We start from the raw sequence: 20,266 nt of genomic DNA on the forward strand, positions 1-20,266 counted from the left end.
TATTTAGGATTTATATATGAGCAACCAAATTGAAGACAAAATGCTGAGTCTTTATCCAATAGACTACCCATTCGAAACGTTGGTAAATAGAATCAACGCAAGACCGGCTAAGTTAAAGTTAGACCCTGATTTCCAAAGAAAATATAAGTGGGATAATGATGGATGGGTAAGGTCGTCGAAGTTTATTGAGTCCTGTTTAATGAGGATACCTCTCCCATCATGTTACTTTGCTGAGGATGATGATGGCAACCACATGGTGATTGATGGACTGCAGCGTTTAACAACAATTAATAGATTTTTCAATGATGAGTTTGCACTAGAGGGGCTTACAAAGTTTAAGGAACTTGAGGGGTTGAAGTTTTCTGAAATAGGCCAATTTCAAACAGAGCTAGAGACAACTACAATTCGATGCATCGTTCTGAGAAAAGATAATCCGAAGAGTCTGATTCGTGAAATTTTTTCTAGGCTAAACCAGGGGGCTGTTGAACTGTCTGATCAAGAAATTAGGCATGCTATCTACCCAGGATCACTGGATATGCTACTTGCTGAACTTGCCTCTGCACCCGCCATTTCTAGATTTGGTATGGCCGAGAATAACGAGAATGAAAAAGATGGGCTTGAGCCAGAAGAACAAGTTTTGCGGTTTTTTGCATTTTCTGATGACAAAAACTTGGAGAAATTCACAAGTAATCTAAAAGGGTTTCTCGATGACTATATGGAGGCCAACTCAGAGCTGGATGATGAAAAAATTTCTGAGCATAGAGAGCGATTCAATAAAGCCTTGAGTATTTGTGAAGGGGTATTTGGAGAGGATGCATTTGTTAACCCAACTGTAGCAAAGAAGCGTAAGGGCTTGGTGCATTATGATCTTGTGATGACAACAGTCGGTGAGCTTTCAGAAGATATTGCCAATCAAAAAGCTACTGCAATTCGTGAAGCATATGCCACTCTTTGTGAAAGTGAGGAGTTCAAAAGAACTTTAGCAGGTGGATTGCAGGACAAGTCCAGAATAGTAAGGCGTAGAAATAAATGGAGTGAATTACTAAAGGCTGTAGTCGATGCTTAGCATTACTTTATACGAGAAATATGAAGAGCTATTTTTTAAATTGAAAGCAATCATTGGAATTTCTCAAGAAAGAGTAATTAATGACGTTCCGGATGACCTATTTTCAAATAACGTAAACTTCTTTGTTAAATCATATTTGATAAACGTGTGCACCTACCTAGAAGCATACCTACAAGATGTTGCATTCGATCATGCTAATAAAATTAACAATCGTGTGAAGAGTGCCTGTGTTCCGTATAACTTTTTGTATTGGAAAGTTTCAAAAGAAGTTAAAGAAAAGGACCTGAAATTTTCGGATGCTGAATTTAATATTGTTAAAAAGGAAATTTCAGAAGATATCTCAGGTAATCCCTACAAGACGATTAAGCTATTTCGACTTTTAGGAGTCGATTTGTCGATTGAAAAACAGTTTCAATATAACAAGGATCTTGTAAATTCTGTTGTTGTTAAAAGAAACAATATTATTCATCATAATGACAGTGCCAATGATATTTCATTTACGGATATCCTGTCATACATCGACGTGGTTTTGGTTTATATGAAATCAATAGAGCAGGCATTGGCAAATCAATCAGAAACCACATAACAAACGCATGCAGTCGGCCACGGTAGATCAGCGCCGCTGATGCGAGCGTTAAGGCAAAGAAAGGAGGAAAATAGACCCATTTCACAACCTGATTGCAGTGAAATTTGTACCTAGCCCTTATCATCTTTTGGAGGAATTAAATGCTTCGACTGATTCTGCTTTGTCTGCTTTCCTTGTCTCTGACTGCCTGCGGAACCATGAACAATGCATTGGCTAACAAAACAAAAAGTCACGAATATTATAGAATTTTTGACATCAAAACAACTGCGTCGAAAAATGAAATTGCAACTGCAGCCAGTAATGGGTTAGGCAAAAATGTTGGCAACGCAAATGAAGCAAGGCCTATCCCGACCTCAAACGCCCTCCCGGCCACTCCTGGCCGATTTCAAGTTACGGAGCCTTTTAAGGGAACTGCTTTGGCAGCTTTTGCCTCCCAAGGTGGTTCTTTGGGGTTGAAAATGGCAACATGTGATGGTGCAAGCTGGACGGCAAATGCTACCAAGAATGTTGACGGCAGCTTTAACCTTAACTTGACTGCCTGTTTGTTCCCTTATGCCGAAGGTTATCATCTTGATCTTTATGGCCACTTTATTAAACAAGAAGGTGGCATCATGCAATTGAGTAGATCAATGGCGAATGCAATGGTTGGAACTCCAGAGGAATGGGTAGAGAAAACCTTCCTTGACGTTATCAGGGAAATTAATAATAAAACCAATTCAACAGTAACCTTCCTTGAGGGGTACCCCGAGATTCAAGGTACACCTTGGCTAGACTCGGGCGAGAAATTTACACAAAAGTAATTGCTGCAAAGATGGGCAGGCCAAATGGCCTGCCCAAAATCAATAATTGCCCTAACACGAGAGTCAGCGGACAGAAGGCGCGGCCCTGCTTCCCTTTTATTTTTTTGCAGTTTTCAACCAAATATTGCTGCCGCAGACCCCAAACCGTTATGATTTAATTCGAATCAGTAAATACTTCTGATGTCTCGGTAGAAATTTTCATAGAACCAAGAGCCATTAGTTCAAGAGTAACCGTTCCTTCTTGATAGCTGTAACCAAGAAGAGTGAGCTGCTTATTCATTTTAAACTTGTAAATGCGCAGAAATAACAGATCCCCTTTCTTCTGATCTCCCAAAAGAGGATCTTTAATAAGCTCTTTAACAGCTTTATCCAAATCCATCTTCTGGTCCGGATGGAGCTTCTTGACAGCTTTTTTAAAGGCCGGAGTTTGAAGGACCTGGGTAATTTTAACCAAAGCTATATTCCTCAAGCTTGCCAGCTTCTTTTTCTGCTTTTGCAATGATAGCCTGCCGAACAAACTCATATGGCAGATCGGGGTTGTCTTCCATAATTTCACCGATTTTAGCCCAATGCTCAATTTGCTTTGGCGTTGTACGGTGAAAGGCTTTTGCCATAATGGCGGCCTTATCAACTAACTCTTGGTCAAGACGTACACTAGCTGTAGACATAATAAACCTCCTCTGTGCTCATCTTGCAGCAATTGTAGCGCATTGCATCAATCGTCGCAAGTCGATCATGAAAGCTTGTGCGGGGTCGGACCTGCCCAAATATTTGAAACCACTGAGAAAAGCATCGATTTGATCGGATGATGAGCCTCGATTTTTGGTCATAGGTCTTATCGGCCCAAAACACTGGTCCGCGGTCATCACTTATAGAAACGGAAAATTCGACTCATTTCTGTGAGGCGTTCTCGCATAAGAGAGGTAGAGTTGTATGAAAGCTAAAGATTTTGATAAGAAATTTGACCAAGGAAAAAAAGACATCATTGATGATCTTGATTTGTCCACGGCGCCTAATGGTGACACCGCAAGCGGCGCACAATAGCAGAGCGTTAAGCCGCTTAGCTCCGAATCGGGCGCCGATGTCTGATTGGAGGTAGAATTATGAACACCGAAGGGACGAAAACCGAGATCCGGTTGGAACTACCGCGCGACATGTATGAAGCCGAATCGAAGGCCGCAAGCGAGGATTACGCGCTCGGCGAACCCGAATCTCTGCCGCCCGATCCGGAAGCAATGGAAGCCGGTTTTATCGAGCCCGTCACAGTGGTTGTCGCCCTCACCGTTGCTGTGCTCGCAGAGCGGCTTCTCCATTTTGCGCTGGCCAAGCGGGGCCAGGGCGTGTTGGTGGACGCGCGCGATAAACCGCCCAATGTGTCCGTCCTGAAAGGTGTGCCGCAAGGCTTTATCGTGATCATTCACCCCGATGGCACCACGGAGAGCGTCCGCGCCGATAGCCCCGGAAACGACCTCACGAACCTGCTGGGCAAGGCGTTTAAATAGGACGATCCACAATGAAAACCGAATTCAATTGGTTCACGGGCGTTGCCTGCATCGCCGCACCGTGCCCGGTTGCGCTTCTTGGGGACAGCGGTCTTCAGCCCTTTTTCCAAAGGCCTAACGACCCCGCGTGGGGCATTGCGCTTCCGCGCCAGTTGTATCACGAGTCTTTGCACTATTGGCAGCTTGCATCGTCGCGCCACCTCCAAATGATTGTCGTGGCTGAGTGGGAACGGCTCCTGAGGTTTGAAAAAGACGGCGCGGTGCTGCCCCGGTCGGAGCTGCGAAAGTCATTCGGCCGCGCCGCGGCGGACGAGCCCTTTTCCGTGCGTGATCTGATCGAGTGTCTTGCGCGGTTCTGGGATGTCCATACGCGGAGCCCGACGCGACTCATCCGTGAGGAGGGCAGCGACCTCGGGGGGAGGCTTCGGGAAATCGACGCGATCCGACCCCAGGGCAGCTATGCCAGCTTGGAGTTCGATACTGTGATGCTGACAGGGCCGGATTGCAAGGTCTACGCAAAGCCCTATCGCTGGATGCTGGAGCGTGCCCGTGCGGCGCCCGCCGTCCACGCGTTGCCAGGGCCCGTGGAGGAATCCGCAAGTTGGTCAGTTAATCTTCTGCTACCGGTCGCGAGCTTTCTTGCCCTCAACACCGACGCACCGGTCGCCGCGTTCGTGGCGGGGTTCGAGCGCGGCCTGTCAGAGGATGTCCTGGGCGAAGCGTCGGCGCGGCGCAATCCGCTCAAGGCTATCAACCTCGACTGGCTCGACTTCTGGAGTGTGCTTGCCAACGGACTGTCCAAGACGCTAAAGCGCATCGACTTGCCGACCTGGCTGGCTCCTTGGGTTGGCTTTGGTGTCCTGGAGAACAAGGCATTCCTGGACCATCCCGTCTATCGCCACTTGTGTGCGCGCATGATGTCTTTGGACGAGGCGCTCGATAGCCTGAGGAAGAATCAGCGGATGCGGTTCCTCTTCAACTCGCCGCCCGACGCCGCTCAAGACATCGATGGAGCGATGGCACTTCGAGAAGCCTTGGTGACACAGCCCGATCGATGGCCGGTGTTTTCCCTTCCCGGGCAACCGACTTTCCGAAGCCTGCTTGGCGGCATGTTTGCCCCCCCGCTCGTCCGATTTGACGACAGGGACCTCGTAGCAACGGTGAGTGCGTTTCCCGACTGGCCCTGGTCGATCGACGCCGCCGCCCTGAGCGCCGCGGTGGACGAAACGAAGGCACGCTTCGCTGCCCTGGAAGCGGCCGAAACTGCCGTTCGCCTCGGCCTCCCACCAAACGCCTTTGCGCGTGATCCGTAACGCTGGGGCCTCACAAGCGGATGGGCCCGACAAAGCGCTTTGTCTGCCTCCTTCGGGGAGCGAAGTCCGCGCCAGCCGCCTTCGCAGGACGCGCTTTGCAGGTTGTCCGCAGGTCGATCGGTACCTTGAATGTCGTGAAAGAGCAGGGCGGCAGACCTCCTCTGGCCAGTGTGCGCGCTATCTACTTGCGGGCTGGTAGGAGCGGTTGCAAAGTCTTGACATGGACGATTTAGGTAACGATGAACGGCGCGAGAGCAATGTTGGTACCGCTTTGCGGCGAGGTTTCCTGGCTTGCTGACCGAGGGAGAAAAATCTTGTTGGCGCGGCCGGCTTGCGCATAGAGAATACCGCTGAGCACTGCAATGAAACTTCATGGAGTCGGAACAATGGAAATCGACCTTGACCTGCTCAAATCCCTGATCACCAAACACACCGACGAGATCGAACAGATCGTCGCCGGAACCGGCTATCTGCCCAGAACCGTCATCGGCGTCGGCACCTTTTTGCTCGACAATGACGGCGACGTCGATCTGCTTACCGCCAAGCAGCGGGTGACTTTTGATAAATTTCTCAAGCCGCTTCTGGAAAAGCATTCCGGCTGAATGCGCACCGCCGATTGATCTTCCGTGTAAAGCTCATCAGAATTGCGGAGCTGGAAATTTTGCCGCCGCGATCAATTGCCGTTTCGCCGTCAGCGGCAGACGCTTGATCTGCGCCTCGCGGCGGCCGGCGCTGCCGCGGTCGTGACCGCTCTCCAGATAAACCAATCGCAGGGGCGTGCGCCCGCGAAAATACTTGGCGCCGGTGCCGGCCAGGTGTTGGGCCATGCGGCGCTCGGGGTCGGTGCTGATCCCGGTGTAGAGCGAATTGTCCGAGCAAAGAATAATGTAGACTTGCCAGTTCATGACATATTCCACGGGGCGATAATTGGCTCCGGCGGCGGTTCCCGGTCACTTGATGCAGCCGATGAGCCTTTCCCCGCCCGTGAATCTATCATACAATGTGTCGCTGGTGGGAGGGGCAAGCTCAGCGGTCGCCGAATCGAGATCTTTATTGTTTTGGCGGCATCATCAATAGGAGTGACTCTTGACCCGGGAAAAAGATTTCAGGCAAGTGGAAGAGGGGATTGATGTTCCCTACGCGAAGATCAACCCGGAAACCCTGCGCAACCTGATCCAGGAATTCGTCAGCAGAGACGGTGCGGACTGGGGCGATGCCGGATGCAGTCTGGAGGACAAGGTCGATGAGGTCCTCCGGCAGCTCAAAACCGGCAAGGCAAGGGTCGTGTTTGATTTGAAGACCGAAACGGCGAATATCATCGTTCGGCCTTAGTGGTTGTGGATACGTGTGTTTTCTCCGGCGGGCAGGTGCGGATTGGATGCGTATCTCCGCCGCAATGCCCAGACCCTTATGGAGGTTGCGAATCATTTGCATGGTAATGACCGTTTTCGGTTCAAAAAATTTCATCTTCTGTGAATCCGGATCCACTTCTATCGCATGGATTCGAAATGACGACAAGGCTTGAGCGAGCATGATTTATTGGATTCTATACCTGGCGACGGGAGCCTTCGCCGGCGTTTTGGCCGGCCTGCTCGGCGTCGGCGGAGGCATTGTCATCGTGCCGCTGCTGACCTTTGTTTTCACGGCGCAGGGGCTCGTGGAAGGCTATATTCTGCACATTGCGCTGGGAACCTCCCTGGCCAGCATCATGTTCACCTCCATTTCCAGCTTTCGTGCGCATCATGCGCGCGGCGCGGTGGATTGGGCGGTCGTGCGAACCATTTCTCTGGGAATCCTGACGGGCACTTTTTTGGGCAGTTGGGTGGCGGCGCAGTTCAGCAGCCGTTTTCTGGCCGGTTTCTTCGTTCTGTTCACTTACACAGTTGCTACCCAGATGCTTTTCAATGCGCGCCCCAAGCCATCGCGCACTCTGCCCGGTCGGGGAGGAATGTTCGGAGTGGGCAATATCATCGGCGGGATTTCGAGCTGGGTGGGGATCGGCGGGGGGAGTCTCTCAGTGCCTTTTCTCGCCTGGTGCAACGTGCCCATACATCGCGCGGTGGGAACTTCGGCGGCTATCGGTTTTCCCATCGCCGTGGCCGGTGCCGCCGGTTATATTCTCAATGGTCTTTGGGTTGACGGTCTGCCTGCTGAAACCCTTGGATTTGTTCATCTGCCGGCTTTGCTCGGTATTGCCCTGGCCAGCGTTTGCACTGCGCCCCTTGGAGCGCGTCTCGCACACAGTCTGCCGGTAGGGCGCTTGAAGAAAATCTTTGCCATCTTTTTGATTATTATGGGAACACGCTTGCTGCTGACCCTGATGTAGGGCGGTGGAGCGTGCCGGGGGGTCAGTCCACCTGCAGCCGCCCGCTGGGATCGGCGGCAATGCGGCCGATGAGAAAGGCGGCGCAGCCGGCGGATAAGAGTTTGTCGCGCAGGGCGGCGGATTTGTCGGCGGCGACGCTGATAAGCAGACCGCCGGAGGTTTGCGGGTCGGCGAGCAGATCGAGAATTGGCGTGGATATCCGGGCGGCGTCGAGAACCTGTGGCAGGTAGTGACTGCGGTTGCGGTAACTGCCCTCGGGTATCAGGCCCATGGCGGCCATCTCCAGGGCACGGGGATAGGCGGGCAGGGCATCGCCTTGCAGGATTACGCATACCTGACTGGCCATGGCCAGTTCGAGGGCGTGACCAAGCAGGCCGAAGCCGGTGATGTCGGTGCAGGCGTTGACACCAACCTCGAGCATGATCTCGGCGGCGCGCCGGTTGAGGGTTGCCATGCCGGTGATGGCTTCGCTCAGATCCGCTTCGCTTAAAATCTCGCCTTTGAGAGCAGTGGTGAGAATTCCGGTCCCCAGGGGTTTGGTCAAAAATAGAAGATCTCCGGCGCGCGCCCCGACCGTAGTGACCATTTTGCGCGGATCAACCAAGCCGGTGACGGAAAGACCGTACTTGGGTTCATCATCCTCGACCGAATGGCCGCCGGCGATGACCGCTCCGGCCTCGGCGACCTTGTCGGCCCCGCCTTGCAGAACCGCGATGAGAGTCTCAACCCCCAGTTGACAGAGAGGAAAGCCGATGAGGTTGAGGGCGGTGATGGGCCGGCCGCCCATGGCATAGATGTCGGAAAGCGCATTGGCCGCGGCAATCTGGCCGTAGACGAAGGGATCGTCCACCACGGGGGTGAAGAAATCCACTGATTGCACCAGTGCCAGTTCGTCCGAGATGCGGTAGATACCGGCATCGGCGAAGGGAATGGCGGCCGACAGTAGATTCGGGTCGGTGGATTGTGGCAGTTGACGCAGAACCTGCGCCAGGGTTTCGGGCCCGATTTTGGCCGCTCAACCCGCTGAGCGTGATAAGCTCGTCAACCGAACTTTGTGGTTCATGTTTTTCTTTCTCCGTTGGGGTAACCCTCTGTGGTTGCCCGCCGTTACGGCCTTGGCCTGGTGGTCCGGTCTTGTTCTTCGGCGCGGCAAATCAGTCCGGGGCAGGCGCAAGGCGTGCCCCGGACATTTTATTGGTTCGGCAGCTTCCATGCCACGCGCTCATCGCCGACGCGGCGCGTATATTTAAGAGCGTCAAAATGTTCGAGCAGCGCCTGTACCTGTTTGCGCGCACTGCCGAACAGATCGCGAAACTGCGCCAGGGTCAGGGTCTGGTGGCCGGCAAAATGCTCTTGCAGGAGGCGCAGTGCCTGAGAATAGGTGTCGATATGGAGAAAGCTCTCCTCGTTGAGCTTGACCAGTTTCCCCTCGGCAAACAGAAAAGAAAAATAGAGATCCGCCTCGGCGGCGGAAATGCCGAGACGATCCATCATTTCCTTGCGGTTTTTCGCCAGGGCTCCTTCCTCGCGGTAGGTTTCCTCAAGCTTTTTCAACATCTCGGCCTGGTGCGGAGAGGGGCGCGGCTCCCAATCGGGCAGACGCAACCACTCGGCTTTCTGCACCAACTGACCGTCATCAATCACCATTTGTAAAAGTTTTTGAAAGGCTTTGGGGGAAACCTTGTCGGGCAGCGCCCCTTTGAGGGTCGCATGAGGAATGCCCGGCTGCAGAGGGTTTGCCTCGTGAAAGCGGGTTAGTTCGTCAATGAGGCGATGGCGCCAGGAAGCAATGGCGTCACTGGTTGCCCACTGATCGACCAGTTGCCAGGCGAGTCCTTCCTCTTCGAGGGTTCGCAGATTCTGTTCCACCCGGTCGCGGCCGAGGCCGGAAAGAATTTCCAGATTTTTTACCGTAGAGGTCTGCTGTTCGGCCAGCTTCTGCAAGAGAAAGGACTTTTCGCCGCTTTCAAGTTCCTTGAGTCCCGCCATGATGTCGGCGCGGAAGCGCCGGTGTTTGACTGGCCGAGGATCAAGCACCCGGCCGCCGCCAATGGTGGTCATGGGGCTGTACGAACGAACGATGAAGCGGTCTTCGCGATGGGCGACCAGAGGGCGGTCAAGGTGAATCTGGGCGATGACGCTTTCACCCGGTTGCAAAACATCGCGGTCGAGCAGCGCCACCAATCCGACGACACGGGCGGTGCCCAGATAGAGGTGCACCGGATCACGAAAACGCAGGGGCCGTGGTGCACCGGCCAACAGGCTGAGACGTGCGTCGATGCAGGTGGTTTGCTCAAAAACCTTGGGCGTGGCGACCACCGCGCCGCGACGGATGAGTTCGCGGTTGAGTCCCGCAAGGTTGAGAGCGACCCGTTGCCCAGCGCTGGCTTCGTTCACCTGTTTGCCATGAACCTGCACTTCGCGGATCCGCACTCCCTGGCCGGGGGGCAGTACATCCACCATGTCGCCGGGGCGTACCTTGCCGGACAGCAGGGTGCCGGTAATCACGGTACCGAAGCCGGGCAGGGTGAAGTGACGGTCGATGGGCAGCCGCATGGGGCCGTCGCTGTCTTTTTCCGGTAGGGTGCGAACCAGACTTTCAATCAGGGCGACGAGTTCATCAAGCCCCGTTTTGGATATCGCAGAAACCCGGGCCACCGGGGCTTGGTCCAGAAAAGTTCCGGCGATTTCTTCACGCACTTCCTCTTCAACGATATCGATCCAGTCCTCTTCCGCCAGATCGCATTTGGTCAGCACCACGATTCCCTTGGGTATCTGCAGCAGATCGAGGATTTGCAGGTGCTCGCGGGTCTGGGGCATGACCCCTTCGTTCACGTCGACGACCAGCAAAACCAGGTCGATGCCGCCGATACCGGCCAGCATGTTGCTGATGAAGCGCTCGTGGCCCGGTACATCCACGACGCCGGCAATCAGGCCGCTGGGCAGACGAAAAGGGGCAAAGCCCAGGTCGATGGAGATGCCGCGGGCTTTTTCTTCCTTGAGGCGGTCGGTTTCAACACCGGTCAGAGCGCCGATCAGGGCGGTTTTTCCGTGGTCGACATGGCCGGCGGTGCCGATGATGACATGGCGCTCGGATGGGGATGCGGATTTACTCATCAGATAAGTTCATAGCCTTCTTCAGGGATTGCAGGAGCAGATCTTCTTCCTCGGGGCTCAGGGTGCGCAGATTGAGAAGCAACTGATCTTCGTGAATGCGGCCGATGACCGGCGGGATCTGGCGACGCAGGCGCGCGGCCAACTGGTCGACGGAGCCGTCGCGTGGTGACAGGGCTAACGCAAAACCCGGCAATTCGGTCAGGGGCAGGGCGCCGCCGCCGACCGTCGCTGTCGCCGCAACGACCGCGAGGGTTGCTGCATCGCCAAGCTGCCGTGCACAACGCGCGGCGAGACTCTCCGTGCGGATGCGCAGCTCTTCGGCGGTGGCGGCGAGCATGGCGAGGACCGGGATTTCGCGCAAGGCGGCGTCGCGGTCGAGGTACAAACGCAGGGTGGCCTCCAATGCCGCCAGGGTCAATTTGTCCATGCGCAGCGCCCGAGCCATGGGATGCTTGCGGATTTTTTCGATCAATTCACGACGACCCAGAAGAATGCCCGCCTGCGGCCCCCCCAGAAGTTTGTCACCGCTGAAGGTGACCACATCGATGCCGGCCGCTACGGCTTCAGCTACCGTGGGCTCACGCGGCAAGCCGTACTCGGAGAGATCGAAGAGCATGCCGCTGCCGAGATCTTCCATGACGGTTATGCCGTGGCGGCGGCCCAATTGGGCAAGTTCGGCGCCGGAAACCTCGGCACTGAAACCGACGATGCGGTAATTGCTGGTGTGGACTTTGAGCAGCAGACCGGTATTTTCGCCGATGGCACCCTCGTAGTCGCGCAAATGGGTCTTGTTGGTTGCGCCCACCTCGACCAGGTGCACACCGCTGGCCGCCATGACTTCGGGGATACGAAAGGCGCCTCCAATCTCGACCAGTTCGCCGCGCGAGACGATACCCTCCTTGCCCTGTGCCAGGGCTGCCAGAGCAAGATAGACCGCGCCGGCATTGTTGTTGACGACCGCGGCCGCCTCGGCGCCGGTCAGGCGGCAAAGCAATTCTTCCACATGCGTGTGGCGGTGGCCGCGCCGACCGTCGCTCAGATCGAGTTCGAGATTGGAATATCGGCGGGCCGTCTGGTCGATGGCCGACAGGGCCGAGGGGGCCAGGGGTGCGCGACCCAGGTTGGTGTGGAGCAGGGTGCCGGTGGCGTTGATAACCTGGCGCAGATTCGGGGCCAAGCGCGCCAGGGCACGCTGCGCGGCCGCGCGCGCGATATGTTCCTCGTCCATGACCTCGGGGGGGATTTGCGACGAATCGTTAAGAATGCGGCGGCGCACTTCCGCAACTGCTTCCTGGGCGGCTTCCTTGAGCAGGATCGCCGGGCAGCGCCCAGCCAGGGTCGCCAGGGCGGGCTGCTGAAGAAGACGATCTATGGCCGGCAGGGCACGAAGGGCGTTGTTGTGATCAGACATGAATAGTCGCCTTGGCTGGTCGGAATCCTGGCCATGAGAGGCGTGGTTACCCCTGCATGCAGGCTCACACCAATACCATAAAAAACCGCAATGGGACAAGAACTCCCCACGCGCTCAGGCAAGGCGTGGGGGAGAAACGAAATTCAGGAGCCATCGGACGCAACGCCGAGGGTCTTTTCGATGGTTTGCAGAAACTCCCCAACCTGAATGGGTTTGGTGATGCGCCCGTCCATGCCGGCGCGCAGGAAGCGGCGCCGGTCATCTTCTCCGGCATGGGCGGTCAGGGCAATGACCGGGGTGCGCCGCCCCAATTCTGCTTCTTTCTGGCGCAGAATACGGGTCACCTGCATGCCGTCGAGCTGCGGCATTTGAATATCCATGAGCACCAAGTCAAACGAATCGTTTTCAAGCCGCTCCATGGCTTCGGCCCCATCGGTGGCGGTGATGACCTCCCAGCCCTTTCGTTTGAGGACGGTGGAGACCAGGTGCCGAATCATCGCTTCGTCTTCGGCCAGGAGAATCCGCGCCGGGCTGTCTTGGTGACTGGGACGTTCAGGTTGCCGCGAAAATTGCCTTTTTCGAATGAGGGTCCCCGCCTCGGGTTCCAGGACCGGACGGGCTGGAATGGTAAAGAGGAATTTGCTGCCTTTGTCAGGTTCGCTCTCGACCCAGATCTCTCCTCCCATCTGGCGCACGATTCGGTGGCAGATGGCCAATCCAAGACCGGTGCCGCCAAAGCGGCGGGTTGCGGAGCTGTCGATCTGGCTGAAGCTTTGGAAGAGCAGGGATTGTTTTTCGGGGGGAATGCCGATCCCGGTATCATCAACGGAAAAAAACAACATGGCGCTGCCGGGGTCGACTTTTTCATCTTTTTTAAGGCAGATATGCAGATCGATGCGGCCCTTATCGGTGAATTTAACCGCATTGGACAGCAGGTTAGTCACCACTTGGCGCAGGCGTAGCGAGTCACCGATGATGTGTCGCGGCACGGCGGGATCAGCGTGAAAGTGGATAGGGAGCTTTTTCTTGGCGGCCTCCATGGCAAATCCGGCCAGGGTGGTCTCAACACCATCGATCAGGTCGAAAGGGGTTTCTTCGAGAATCAAGCGTCGCGCCTCGATACATGAAAAATCCAGCAGATCCTCAATTAGGCGCAGCAGCGTCTCCGATGAAGACTGAGCCATGTGCAGAAACTGCTCCTGGTAGGGGCTGAGCTGTGTCTCGCCGAGTAATTCCTGAGCGCTCTTGATGATCGTAAGAGGTGTGCGTACCTCGTGGCTTACATTCGCGAGAAAATCGCTTTTGGCCCGACTTGCATTTTCGGCGGCTTGCCGTGCCTCATTGAGTGCTTTTTCCGTTTCCTTGCGTTCGGTGATGTCAATACCGCTGCCCCAGATGGTCCAGCCGGGGATAGCGCAGGTACAGGCGCCGTTGGACCAGAGGATGGTTTTGCGCATGCCTCTTTTGTCCCGGATCGCCAATTCGAGTTCGGCCGCGGTACCTTCACCCGAGCAGATCTCCTGCAGCCAGCGGCGGCGGTTGTCGGCATCGGCGAACAACCGCTCGGGAGCCATGGGATTGCCGACCACCTCCTCGGCCAGATAACCTGTGACCCGCTCACATTCGCGGTTCCAGAAAACAATTTGCCCACATTCATCGGCGGCAAAGACCATGGCCGGCAGGTTGTCGACGACCACCTTGAGCCGCCTCTCGCTGTCTTCAAGGGCCAGTTTCTGCTTGCGTGCTTCCGTGATGTCGTTCCAGGCTACGACGGCCCCCGAAATGTCTCCCGACCGATCGCGGATGGGCGCGGCATGCACTGCTGCCACGATCGGCTCGGCGTCAGTGCAGCGCAACAGCCATTCGGAACCCGTGGTCACTTCGCCTTTGCGGATGGCCCTGACCAGCGGCAATTCCTCTGTCCGGGTCAGATGTTCGCCATTAAGATGAAACATCCCCCACAGTTTTGGGTATTCACGCACCGTCGCGGAACGCACCTGTTCCAAAGTCAGGCCGCACAGATCGAGACCGCAGCGGCTGATCATGAGTAGCTTGCCGTCGCGGTCGGCAACTCCCAGCCCCATGGGGATGTGATCGATAATTGCCTGCAGAATCCTGCGCGACTCCTCGGCTTCGCGGGCGCGGGCTTCGGCAATTTTGCGCTGGCGTTCTCGGTCTTCTTCCGCCTCTTTGCGCAGACTGATGTCGATAAAGGAAATGACCACCCCTTCGATGACATCCTGTAGCGAACGATAGGGAAAGATACGCAGCAGAAAACAGCGACCCTCCTCGGTGCACATCTCCTGCTCCTGTTCGTTGAGCTTTTGCAATACGGCGCGGGCTCCGGCGAGAATCGGCGTGGTGTCGAGCTTGCCCGCAATATGGTGAAAAGGTCGACCGAGGTCTGATTCTATAAGGTTGAAGATTTCAGCGGCCGCAGGCGTGAACCGTCGGACTCGAGCCTCCTTGTCAAGAAAAACCGTGGCGATCTGGGCGCTCGTGATCAGATTGGAGAGATCGCTGCTGGTGCGGGCCAGTTCTTCATTCTTGCATTGGACTTCGGCGTTGACGGTGATCAACTCTTCGTTGAGGGCTTGCAGCTCTTCCCGCGAAGTCTCCAGTTCCTCGTTGGCGGAGTGAAGCTCTTCGTTGATGGACATCAACTCTTCGTGAGAGGATTCGTAATCGCTCACCGAGCTGCTAAGTTGCTCCGTTTTGCTTTTGAGCTCCTCTTCCAGGTATTGGATGAGGTGATCCCTGTCATGCACGCCTGGCGTGGGCGCGGCGGCATCTTCAACAGCTATTTCCGCGTTCGGCTCAACGGGATGTTCCTGAATCACGACCAGCAGCAGGTCATTTTCGACTCCGGTGCTGAAGGGGTCGGCGATAATGTCGAGGTGGCGAGGGCGCCCCCCGCAGTTCAGGCGCAGGCCCTGGTAAGTCGTCTTTTTTTTATCCTTAAACGCTTTGAAGATGAGGGAGCGCAATGCCGGCTGCAGTTCTTCCCGGGCCATGCGGATCAAGTTGAAATTGGCGGTGCCGACGGGCGGCACGAGAAAATCTCCCGTACCGCTGGGGAAGTGGACGACATCAAGGTCGCGGTTGACCACCACCGCCGCGGGGGCATACTCGCGCAGCAGTTTTTTTTCGGCCAGCGCACCGAGGGAGATTTGGGAACCCCGGGAATCAGAAGTTTTGAGCGACGAAAGAGCCGCCACTGCGCAAGTCATTGGGGCAAGGCGCCGGTCGCGGGGAGCCTGATTCTCGCCCCGCTGAAAGAGGCGCCATTTCTTGTCGATGGCAGAGAAATAGCCGGCTGTTTCGCCCAGATGCTCAGAGGCCCCCAGCAACAGGTATCCGCCGGGACGCAGCACCTGCTGAAAGCTGACCAGCACTTTCTGCTGGGTTTGGGGCTCAAGGTAAATCAGCAGGTTTCGGCAGGAAATGAAATCAAGTCTAGAAAAAGGTGGATCTTTGAGCAGATTGTGATGGGCGAAAAGGATTTTTTTGCGCAGGGTTTCTTTGACGCGATAGCCGTCTGGTTCAAGTTCGAAAAAACGCTCCAGACGCTCCGGAGCAACATCCCGGGCGATGCCGAAAGAATAAAATCCGCACCGCGCAAAAGAAATGGCCTCGGGGTCGAGATCGGTAGCGAAAATCTGGATTTCGGCATTGGAGTTGAGTTGCTCGAGGGTTTCGCTGAACAGGATGGCCAGGGAGTAAGCTTCTTCTCCCGTTGAGCAGCCCGCGACCCAGGCACGTAAGGGTTGAGACCCGTCATGAGCGGCGAGCAGAGCAGGGAGGACTTTTTGCTGCAACAGCACTTGCGCCTGCTCGTCCCGGAAAAAACGGGTGACGCCGATGAGCAGATCACGAAACAGGGCATCGATTTCCTCTTCGGAATCGCGCAGCAGTTTCAGGTATTCTCCAAGGTTTCGTCGTCCACGGATAACGAGCCGGCGGCGGATGCGGCGCAGCAGCGTTTTGGGCTTGTAGCAGGTGAAGTCCTGAGCATGCCGGCGCTGCAACAAGGCAAGAACCCCCTTCAATGCCTTGGTGTCGGCAGTCGCCGGAGTTTCTTCTTGTGGCTGTCCACCGAGAAAGGGAATGATCTGAGTGAGTTTTTCTGCCAGGTCCGCTGGGGGCAGACTCCAGTCAGCCTGCTTACAATGTTCGAGGCCTTCAACCGCCTGTGCAAGCACCAGTCCGCCCTGCGCCTTGAGTGCCCGGATCCCGAGAGTGCCGTCCTTGGAGGTGCCGGCAAGCATTACGGCGGCTGCCCGCTCGCCCTGCTCCTCGGCCAACGACCGCAGGAAATGGCCGATGGGTGCCAGGGGGGTGTGTCCAACGGGAGGCGGGTCGAGGCGTAGTCGCCCATTCTCGACGCGCAAGAAACGATCCGGGGGCAGAACATAAACCCGGTTGGGTTTGAGTGCCAGGCCCTCGCGCGCCGTGGTCACTTTCATCGCGGTATGGCGGCCGAGAACCAGTGCGAGGCGGCGATCTTGTCCGTCGGGGAGGGTGGCGAGAACCACCAGGGCTGCTCCGGTATTGCCCGAAAGCGAGTGAAGAAAGGTCTTGAGGGCTTCGAGGCTTTCCGGCGAAGCACCAACAGCAATAATGGGGCAGGGCGAAGATCTGCCAGCGTCGCCCCTATCCTCTCGATGGACCGAATTGCGTGATGCCATGTCATCTGCCCTCAATAATAAATTAAATTCATGTGCACGGTGATTGTATTTTTTATTTCCCTGAACAGCAATAGTATTTGTGAGACCTAATCAGTTGATCGACAATATCGAAGCACTGCGCGGCGCGAATTATTCTCTGCCCAATCCTTGTCCCGCCGTCATGATTTGGCCTGTCAGGCACGTCTCGTAGCCGCCCAAATCCTGGATTTTTTTCTGAAAAGCCTCAGTGCGCAAGAGTTCCAGAAGGGTGAGAATACGGGGGTCATTGAGCAGAGAGTCGGGGATCACCAGATCATAGCGCTCCGGTGCCAATGGCACGAAATCCAGGCCCAGGGCGCGGGCCGCGGAGAGAATGCCGAGGCCGCAATCGGATGCGCCGGAGAGCACGTTGACCGCCACCGCCATATGTGTGTGTTCCTCGCGCTGATAGCCGCGAATCTGCTGGGGCGCAATGCCGGCCTGGCGCAGATGGTGATCGAGCAGGATGCGCGTACCGGCGCCGCGCTGACGATTGACGAAGCTGACATCAGCGCGGGCGAGATCCGCCAGGCTCGAGATGCCCTTGGGATTGCCGGGCGCGACGATGAATCCCTGATGCCGAATCGCCAGGTTGACCACGGTCACCGCCAGATCGGGCAGGTAGCGTTGTAAAAAGGGAAAATTGAAGTCCTGTGTCTGCGGATCAAAGAGATGACAGCCGCTGATCATCGCCGCGTCATTTTTCAGGGCGGTCAACCCGCCGAGGCTACCCACGTTGGTCGAGACCAGACGATAGGGCTCTGTGAGGCCCATCATTTCGTTGGTCAGCAGATCAAGGGTGTTGTCGTGGCTGCCGACATGCAATAGAACCCGCTCGAGGCTCGATTCCGGCACCAGCAACTCGGCCTCCATTTCGGCACCCTGCTCGATGCCTTCGCCGGCTGCGGGAATGCGGGCCAGGGCCTGGGCACGGATAAGAGTGGAGAGCAGGCCCGCGCCGCGGCCGAACGGAGTTGCGATAGCTTGGGCGCCGCAGGTGCCCACCGCCAGGCGCAGGATTTCCTCGATGCCCAGGCGAGAGGGGGTCTTGCGGCTCAGACGCACGGTTTTTCGCGGCCGTTGCGGGGGTTGCCGGCGACCCAGCCAGGCCACCAGGGGCGCCAGGATTTCTTCAAAGCAGACGATGGCGCTGCCTGGAAAACCCGGCGCTCCGATTAACAGTTTGCCTCGGGCAACGGCGAGCAGGGTCGGCTTGCCGGGACTGATTGCCAGACCGTGGGCGAGAACCTGTCCCAGTTCATCGAAAACGCGACGCGTAAAATCCTTGCTGCCGGCGGAGGATCCGGCGCCGACGACGACCACATGGGCATCACTCTCGAGGCCGGCAATAACCGCAGCGCGCAATTTGTCCGGGTCGTCGGCTACCGGCGACACCCGGCGCGGTTGGGCGCCCCATTGACGGGCCAGGGCACAGAAAATCTGGGAATTGCTTTCAATGACCTGGCCTGGCGCCGGGGTCGGTCGGGTGGTAAAATCGAGAACCTCATCACCGGTGGGAATGAAGGTCATGCGAATCTCTTCCCAGGTTTCCAGTTCCCACACGCCGGCGGTAAGCAGGGCACCGATGTCGTAAGGAGACAGGAGGTGGTTCTGCGGCAGTAACAGTTCGGTGGCGACGATGTCCTCGCCGATGCGGCGCACGTGCATCCAGGGATAGGCTGCGGCATCGATCTCAATTTCGCCGCCCGGCAGCTGGATTATGTCTTCAATCTTAATGACCGCGTTGGTCTCGTCAGGCAGGGGTTGGCCGGTGTTGATGGGAAAGCAGGTGCGCCCCGGCGTCAATTTCAGGGGGGTCTCTTCGCGAGCGCCGAAAGTCTCCTCCGCGCGGACCGCATACCCATCCATGGCGGCACTGTGATAGGGGGGCGAGGAGACGCGGGCGTAAACCGGTGCCGCCGTCACCCGACCGGCGGCCTCGTGCGTTTGAATTGTCACGGCGGCGACCAGCCTGTCACGCTCAAGGGCGGTGCGCCCTCGCTCCAGGGCGTCAGCGACGGTCAGAGTCTGAAGGTAGATGTTGCGTTGGGACATGTTATGTGGGCTCCCTGTAACCGCAAGAAAATGTGGGTAAATGAGGAGAAAATCAAATCAGCCAGACATCCACCGGGCGGCCTTCGAGTAAACCTTCAGTTTCCGCAGAGATGACCAGCAGAGCATCGCTGTGCAACAGGGTGCGCAACAGGCCCGACTTGCCCATGACGGGATGGGCGAGCAGGCCGTCCGCCGTTTCTTCCAGGCGCACCCGCAGATAATCTTCGCGGCCTTGGCTGGAGGGGACATTACGGGTGAGAAGGGCGCGCCGCAGTGACCTGCGGCTCTCGTCAAAAGCACGGCCGTCACCGGCCAGATGCCGCACCAGGGGTTGGCCCAGTACCAGCATCACGATCTGCGCCGAGCCGACTTGTCCGGGCAGCCCGAGGATGGGTTTAGCGCCGACCCGAGCGAGGATCGTCGGCTTACCGGGCGCCATGGCGACGCCGTGAGCCAGAATCTGTGCCCCCGGCAGTTGCGCGATGGCGTCCAGGGTGTGATCACGGGTTCCCTTGGAGCTGCCACCGGACAAAAGGAGAGCATCGCTGTTTTTCAGTCCGCGCTCCAGAGCGTCGCGCAAAGCCTCAAGATCATCGCGAACGATTCCAAGCGGTTCGACGACACCCCCGGCTTGCATCACCATGGCGGCAACAGCGTGCGAGTTGACGTCACGCATTTCACCGGGCCGCGGTTGTGCCTCCACCGGTACAATTTCATCGCCGGTCGATAAGATGGCGACGCGTGGTCGCCGATGCACGCGGATTTGCGTCAGGCCCAGGGCTGCCAGCAGCCCCATTTCGGGAACGCGCAAGCGCGTGCCTCGTTTCAGCAGGGGAGAGCCCTTGCGCGCGTCCTCGCCGCGAAACATGAGGTTCTCTCCGGGAGCCAGGCTGCGCCGCACTTCGATGGTGCCGTCGCCGATATCATGCGTATATTCGACCATGACCACGCTGTCGGCGCCGGGCGGCAGAAAACCGCCGGTGGGAATCCAGGCGCATTCACCGGGTTGCAGGCTAAAGTTCGGAAAAACATTGACCTCAATGCAATGGCGGCATTCAAGGTAGGCCGGATTGCCTTCGCCGGCGCCGAAGGTATCGGCCGCGGCCAGGGCATAGCCGTCCATGCAGGAGCGGTCTCCGGCCGGCAAATCCTCGCAGGCGGTGAGGTCGGCGGCAAGAATCCGATCGAGGGATTCGGAAAAAGCGATGGATTCATCAGGTGTGGCGTTGAATTGTTGCAAAAGCTTGGTGAATTCGGCACGGGTCAAGGTCGAAAGAAAACGACTACTCATGAAAAACTCCGATAATATTCTGATAAGAATGTAATTATACAGAAAAAGTCGGAAAGATGAAAAATTTTTGTCCTTGAGATAAAAAAAGAACAA

General features: G+C 56.5%; 16 protein-coding genes and 3 pseudogenes. 10 read left to right on the top strand and 9 right to left on the bottom strand.

Annotation, left to right across the window (positions count from 1 at the left end; translation table 11 throughout):
- Nucleotides 1-16 precede the first annotated feature (16 nt).
- The 3 genes from GFER_RS00690 to GFER_RS00700 all read left to right on the top strand — a co-directional run bounded on the left by GFER_RS00690 (nucleotide 17) and on the right by GFER_RS00700 (nucleotide 2,452).
- A complete protein-coding gene (locus GFER_RS00690) occupies nucleotides 17-1,066 on the top strand; it encodes a DUF262 domain-containing protein (RefSeq protein ID WP_040095167.1) in 1,050 nt (349 codons plus the stop codon).
- Entirely contained in the window at nucleotides 1,059-1,652 is a 594-nt protein-coding gene (locus tag GFER_RS00695) for a HEPN domain-containing protein (protein ID WP_040095169.1), read from the top strand. Before GFER_RS00690 ends, GFER_RS00695 begins: the two co-directional genes overlap by 8 nt.
- Nucleotides 1,653-1,792: 140 nt before the next feature.
- Nucleotides 1,793-2,452: a hypothetical protein gene (locus GFER_RS00700; protein ID WP_040095171.1), complete on the top strand. Its 660-nt coding sequence runs from the start codon at nucleotides 1,793-1,795 to the stop codon at nucleotides 2,450-2,452.
- Nucleotides 2,453-2,616: 164 nt separating this feature from the next.
- Here GFER_RS00700 and GFER_RS00705 read toward each other — a convergent pair.
- Together GFER_RS00705 and GFER_RS00710 are read right to left on the bottom strand one after the other, a co-directional pair.
- Nucleotides 2,617-2,906 (bottom strand): annotated as a pseudogene (locus tag GFER_RS00705) (type II toxin-antitoxin system RelE/ParE family toxin).
- Nucleotides 2,899-3,120: a TA system antitoxin ParD family protein gene (locus GFER_RS00710; protein WP_040095174.1), complete on the bottom strand. Its 222-nt coding sequence runs from the start codon at nucleotides 3,118-3,120 to the stop codon at nucleotides 2,899-2,901. Before GFER_RS00710 ends, GFER_RS00705 begins: the two are co-directional and overlap by 8 nt.
- Before the next feature lie 133 nt (nucleotides 3,121-3,253).
- On the opposite strand from GFER_RS00710, the pseudogene GFER_RS19655 reads away from it, so the two are divergent.
- From GFER_RS19655 to GFER_RS00725, 5 genes and pseudogenes are all read left to right on the top strand, one after another.
- Nucleotides 3,254-3,396, top strand: a pseudogene (locus GFER_RS19655) (BrnT family toxin); the annotation flags it as partial.
- Nucleotides 3,386-3,463 (top strand): annotated as a pseudogene (locus tag GFER_RS19660) (type II toxin-antitoxin system BrnA family antitoxin); the annotation flags it as partial. The pseudogenes GFER_RS19655 and GFER_RS19660, both read left to right, overlap by 11 nt.
- A 92-nt stretch (nucleotides 3,464-3,555) precedes the next feature.
- Nucleotides 3,556-3,954 carry a hypothetical protein gene (locus tag GFER_RS00715; protein ID WP_040095176.1) on the top strand — a complete coding sequence of 133 codons (399 nt, stop codon included), beginning with the start codon at nucleotides 3,556-3,558 and terminating at the stop codon, nucleotides 3,952-3,954.
- Nucleotides 3,955-3,965: 11 nt separating this feature from the next.
- The gene (locus GFER_RS00720) at nucleotides 3,966-5,267 is read left to right on the top strand and encodes a hypothetical protein (protein ID WP_040095179.1); all 1,302 of its coding nucleotides are present in this window, start codon (nucleotides 3,966-3,968) and stop codon (nucleotides 5,265-5,267) included.
- Nucleotides 5,268-5,653: 386 nt separating this feature from the next.
- Nucleotides 5,654-5,869 carry a hypothetical protein gene (locus GFER_RS00725; protein ID WP_040095181.1) on the top strand — a complete coding sequence of 72 codons (216 nt, stop codon included), beginning with the start codon at nucleotides 5,654-5,656 and terminating at the stop codon, nucleotides 5,867-5,869.
- Nucleotides 5,870-5,905: 36 nt separating this feature from the next.
- Here GFER_RS00725 and GFER_RS00730 read toward each other — a convergent pair whose 3' ends face one another.
- Nucleotides 5,906-6,172, bottom strand: coding sequence for a GIY-YIG nuclease family protein (locus GFER_RS00730; protein WP_040095182.1), 267 nt, complete (start codon nucleotides 6,170-6,172; stop codon nucleotides 5,906-5,908).
- A 181-nt stretch (nucleotides 6,173-6,353) separates the two neighbouring features.
- On the opposite strand from GFER_RS00730, the gene GFER_RS00735 reads away from it, so the two are divergent.
- Both GFER_RS00735 and GFER_RS00740 read left to right on the top strand, forming a co-directional pair.
- Nucleotides 6,354-6,599, top strand: a complete 246-nt coding sequence (locus GFER_RS00735; protein ID WP_040095185.1) for a YheU family protein — start codon at nucleotides 6,354-6,356, stop codon at nucleotides 6,597-6,599.
- A 199-nt stretch (nucleotides 6,600-6,798) separates the two neighbouring features.
- Nucleotides 6,799-7,593, top strand: a complete 795-nt coding sequence (locus GFER_RS00740; RefSeq protein ID WP_040095188.1) for a sulfite exporter TauE/SafE family protein — start codon at nucleotides 6,799-6,801, stop codon at nucleotides 7,591-7,593.
- Between the two features lie 22 nt (nucleotides 7,594-7,615).
- Here the strand turns inward: GFER_RS00740 and selD are convergent, their stop codons facing one another.
- From selD to GFER_RS00770, 6 genes are all read right to left on the bottom strand, one after another.
- On the bottom strand, nucleotides 7,616-8,656 hold the full coding sequence (selD, locus tag GFER_RS00745; RefSeq protein ID WP_082047731.1) for a selenide, water dikinase SelD: 1,041 nt from the start codon (nucleotides 8,654-8,656) through the stop codon (nucleotides 7,616-7,618).
- 128 nt (nucleotides 8,657-8,784) lie between these two features.
- Entirely contained in the window at nucleotides 8,785-10,710 is a 1,926-nt protein-coding gene (gene selB, locus GFER_RS00750; RefSeq protein ID WP_040095190.1) for a selenocysteine-specific translation elongation factor, read from the bottom strand.
- Nucleotides 10,703-12,121 (bottom strand): L-seryl-tRNA(Sec) selenium transferase, encoded by a 1,419-nt coding sequence (gene selA / locus GFER_RS00755; protein ID WP_040095192.1) that lies wholly within the window; start codon nucleotides 12,119-12,121, stop codon nucleotides 10,703-10,705. Before selA ends, selB begins: the two co-directional genes overlap by 8 nt.
- Nucleotides 12,122-12,264: 143 nt before the next feature.
- A complete protein-coding gene (locus tag GFER_RS17350; protein ID WP_074669546.1) occupies nucleotides 12,265-16,809 on the bottom strand; it encodes a CheR family methyltransferase in 4,545 nt (1,514 codons plus the stop codon).
- 129 nt (nucleotides 16,810-16,938) lie between these two features.
- Nucleotides 16,939-18,882: a molybdopterin biosynthesis protein gene (locus GFER_RS00765; RefSeq protein ID WP_040095195.1), complete on the bottom strand. Its 1,944-nt coding sequence runs from the start codon at nucleotides 18,880-18,882 to the stop codon at nucleotides 16,939-16,941.
- Nucleotides 18,883-18,934: 52 nt separating this feature from the next.
- Nucleotides 18,935-20,173, bottom strand: coding sequence for a molybdopterin molybdotransferase MoeA (locus GFER_RS00770; protein WP_040097082.1), 1,239 nt, complete (start codon nucleotides 20,171-20,173; stop codon nucleotides 18,935-18,937).
- Nucleotides 20,174-20,266: the final 93 nt, after the last annotated feature.

This window comes from Geoalkalibacter ferrihydriticus DSM 17813 (assembly GCF_000820505.1).
GTDB lineage: Bacteria > Desulfobacterota > Desulfuromonadia > Desulfuromonadales > Geoalkalibacteraceae > Geoalkalibacter > Geoalkalibacter ferrihydriticus.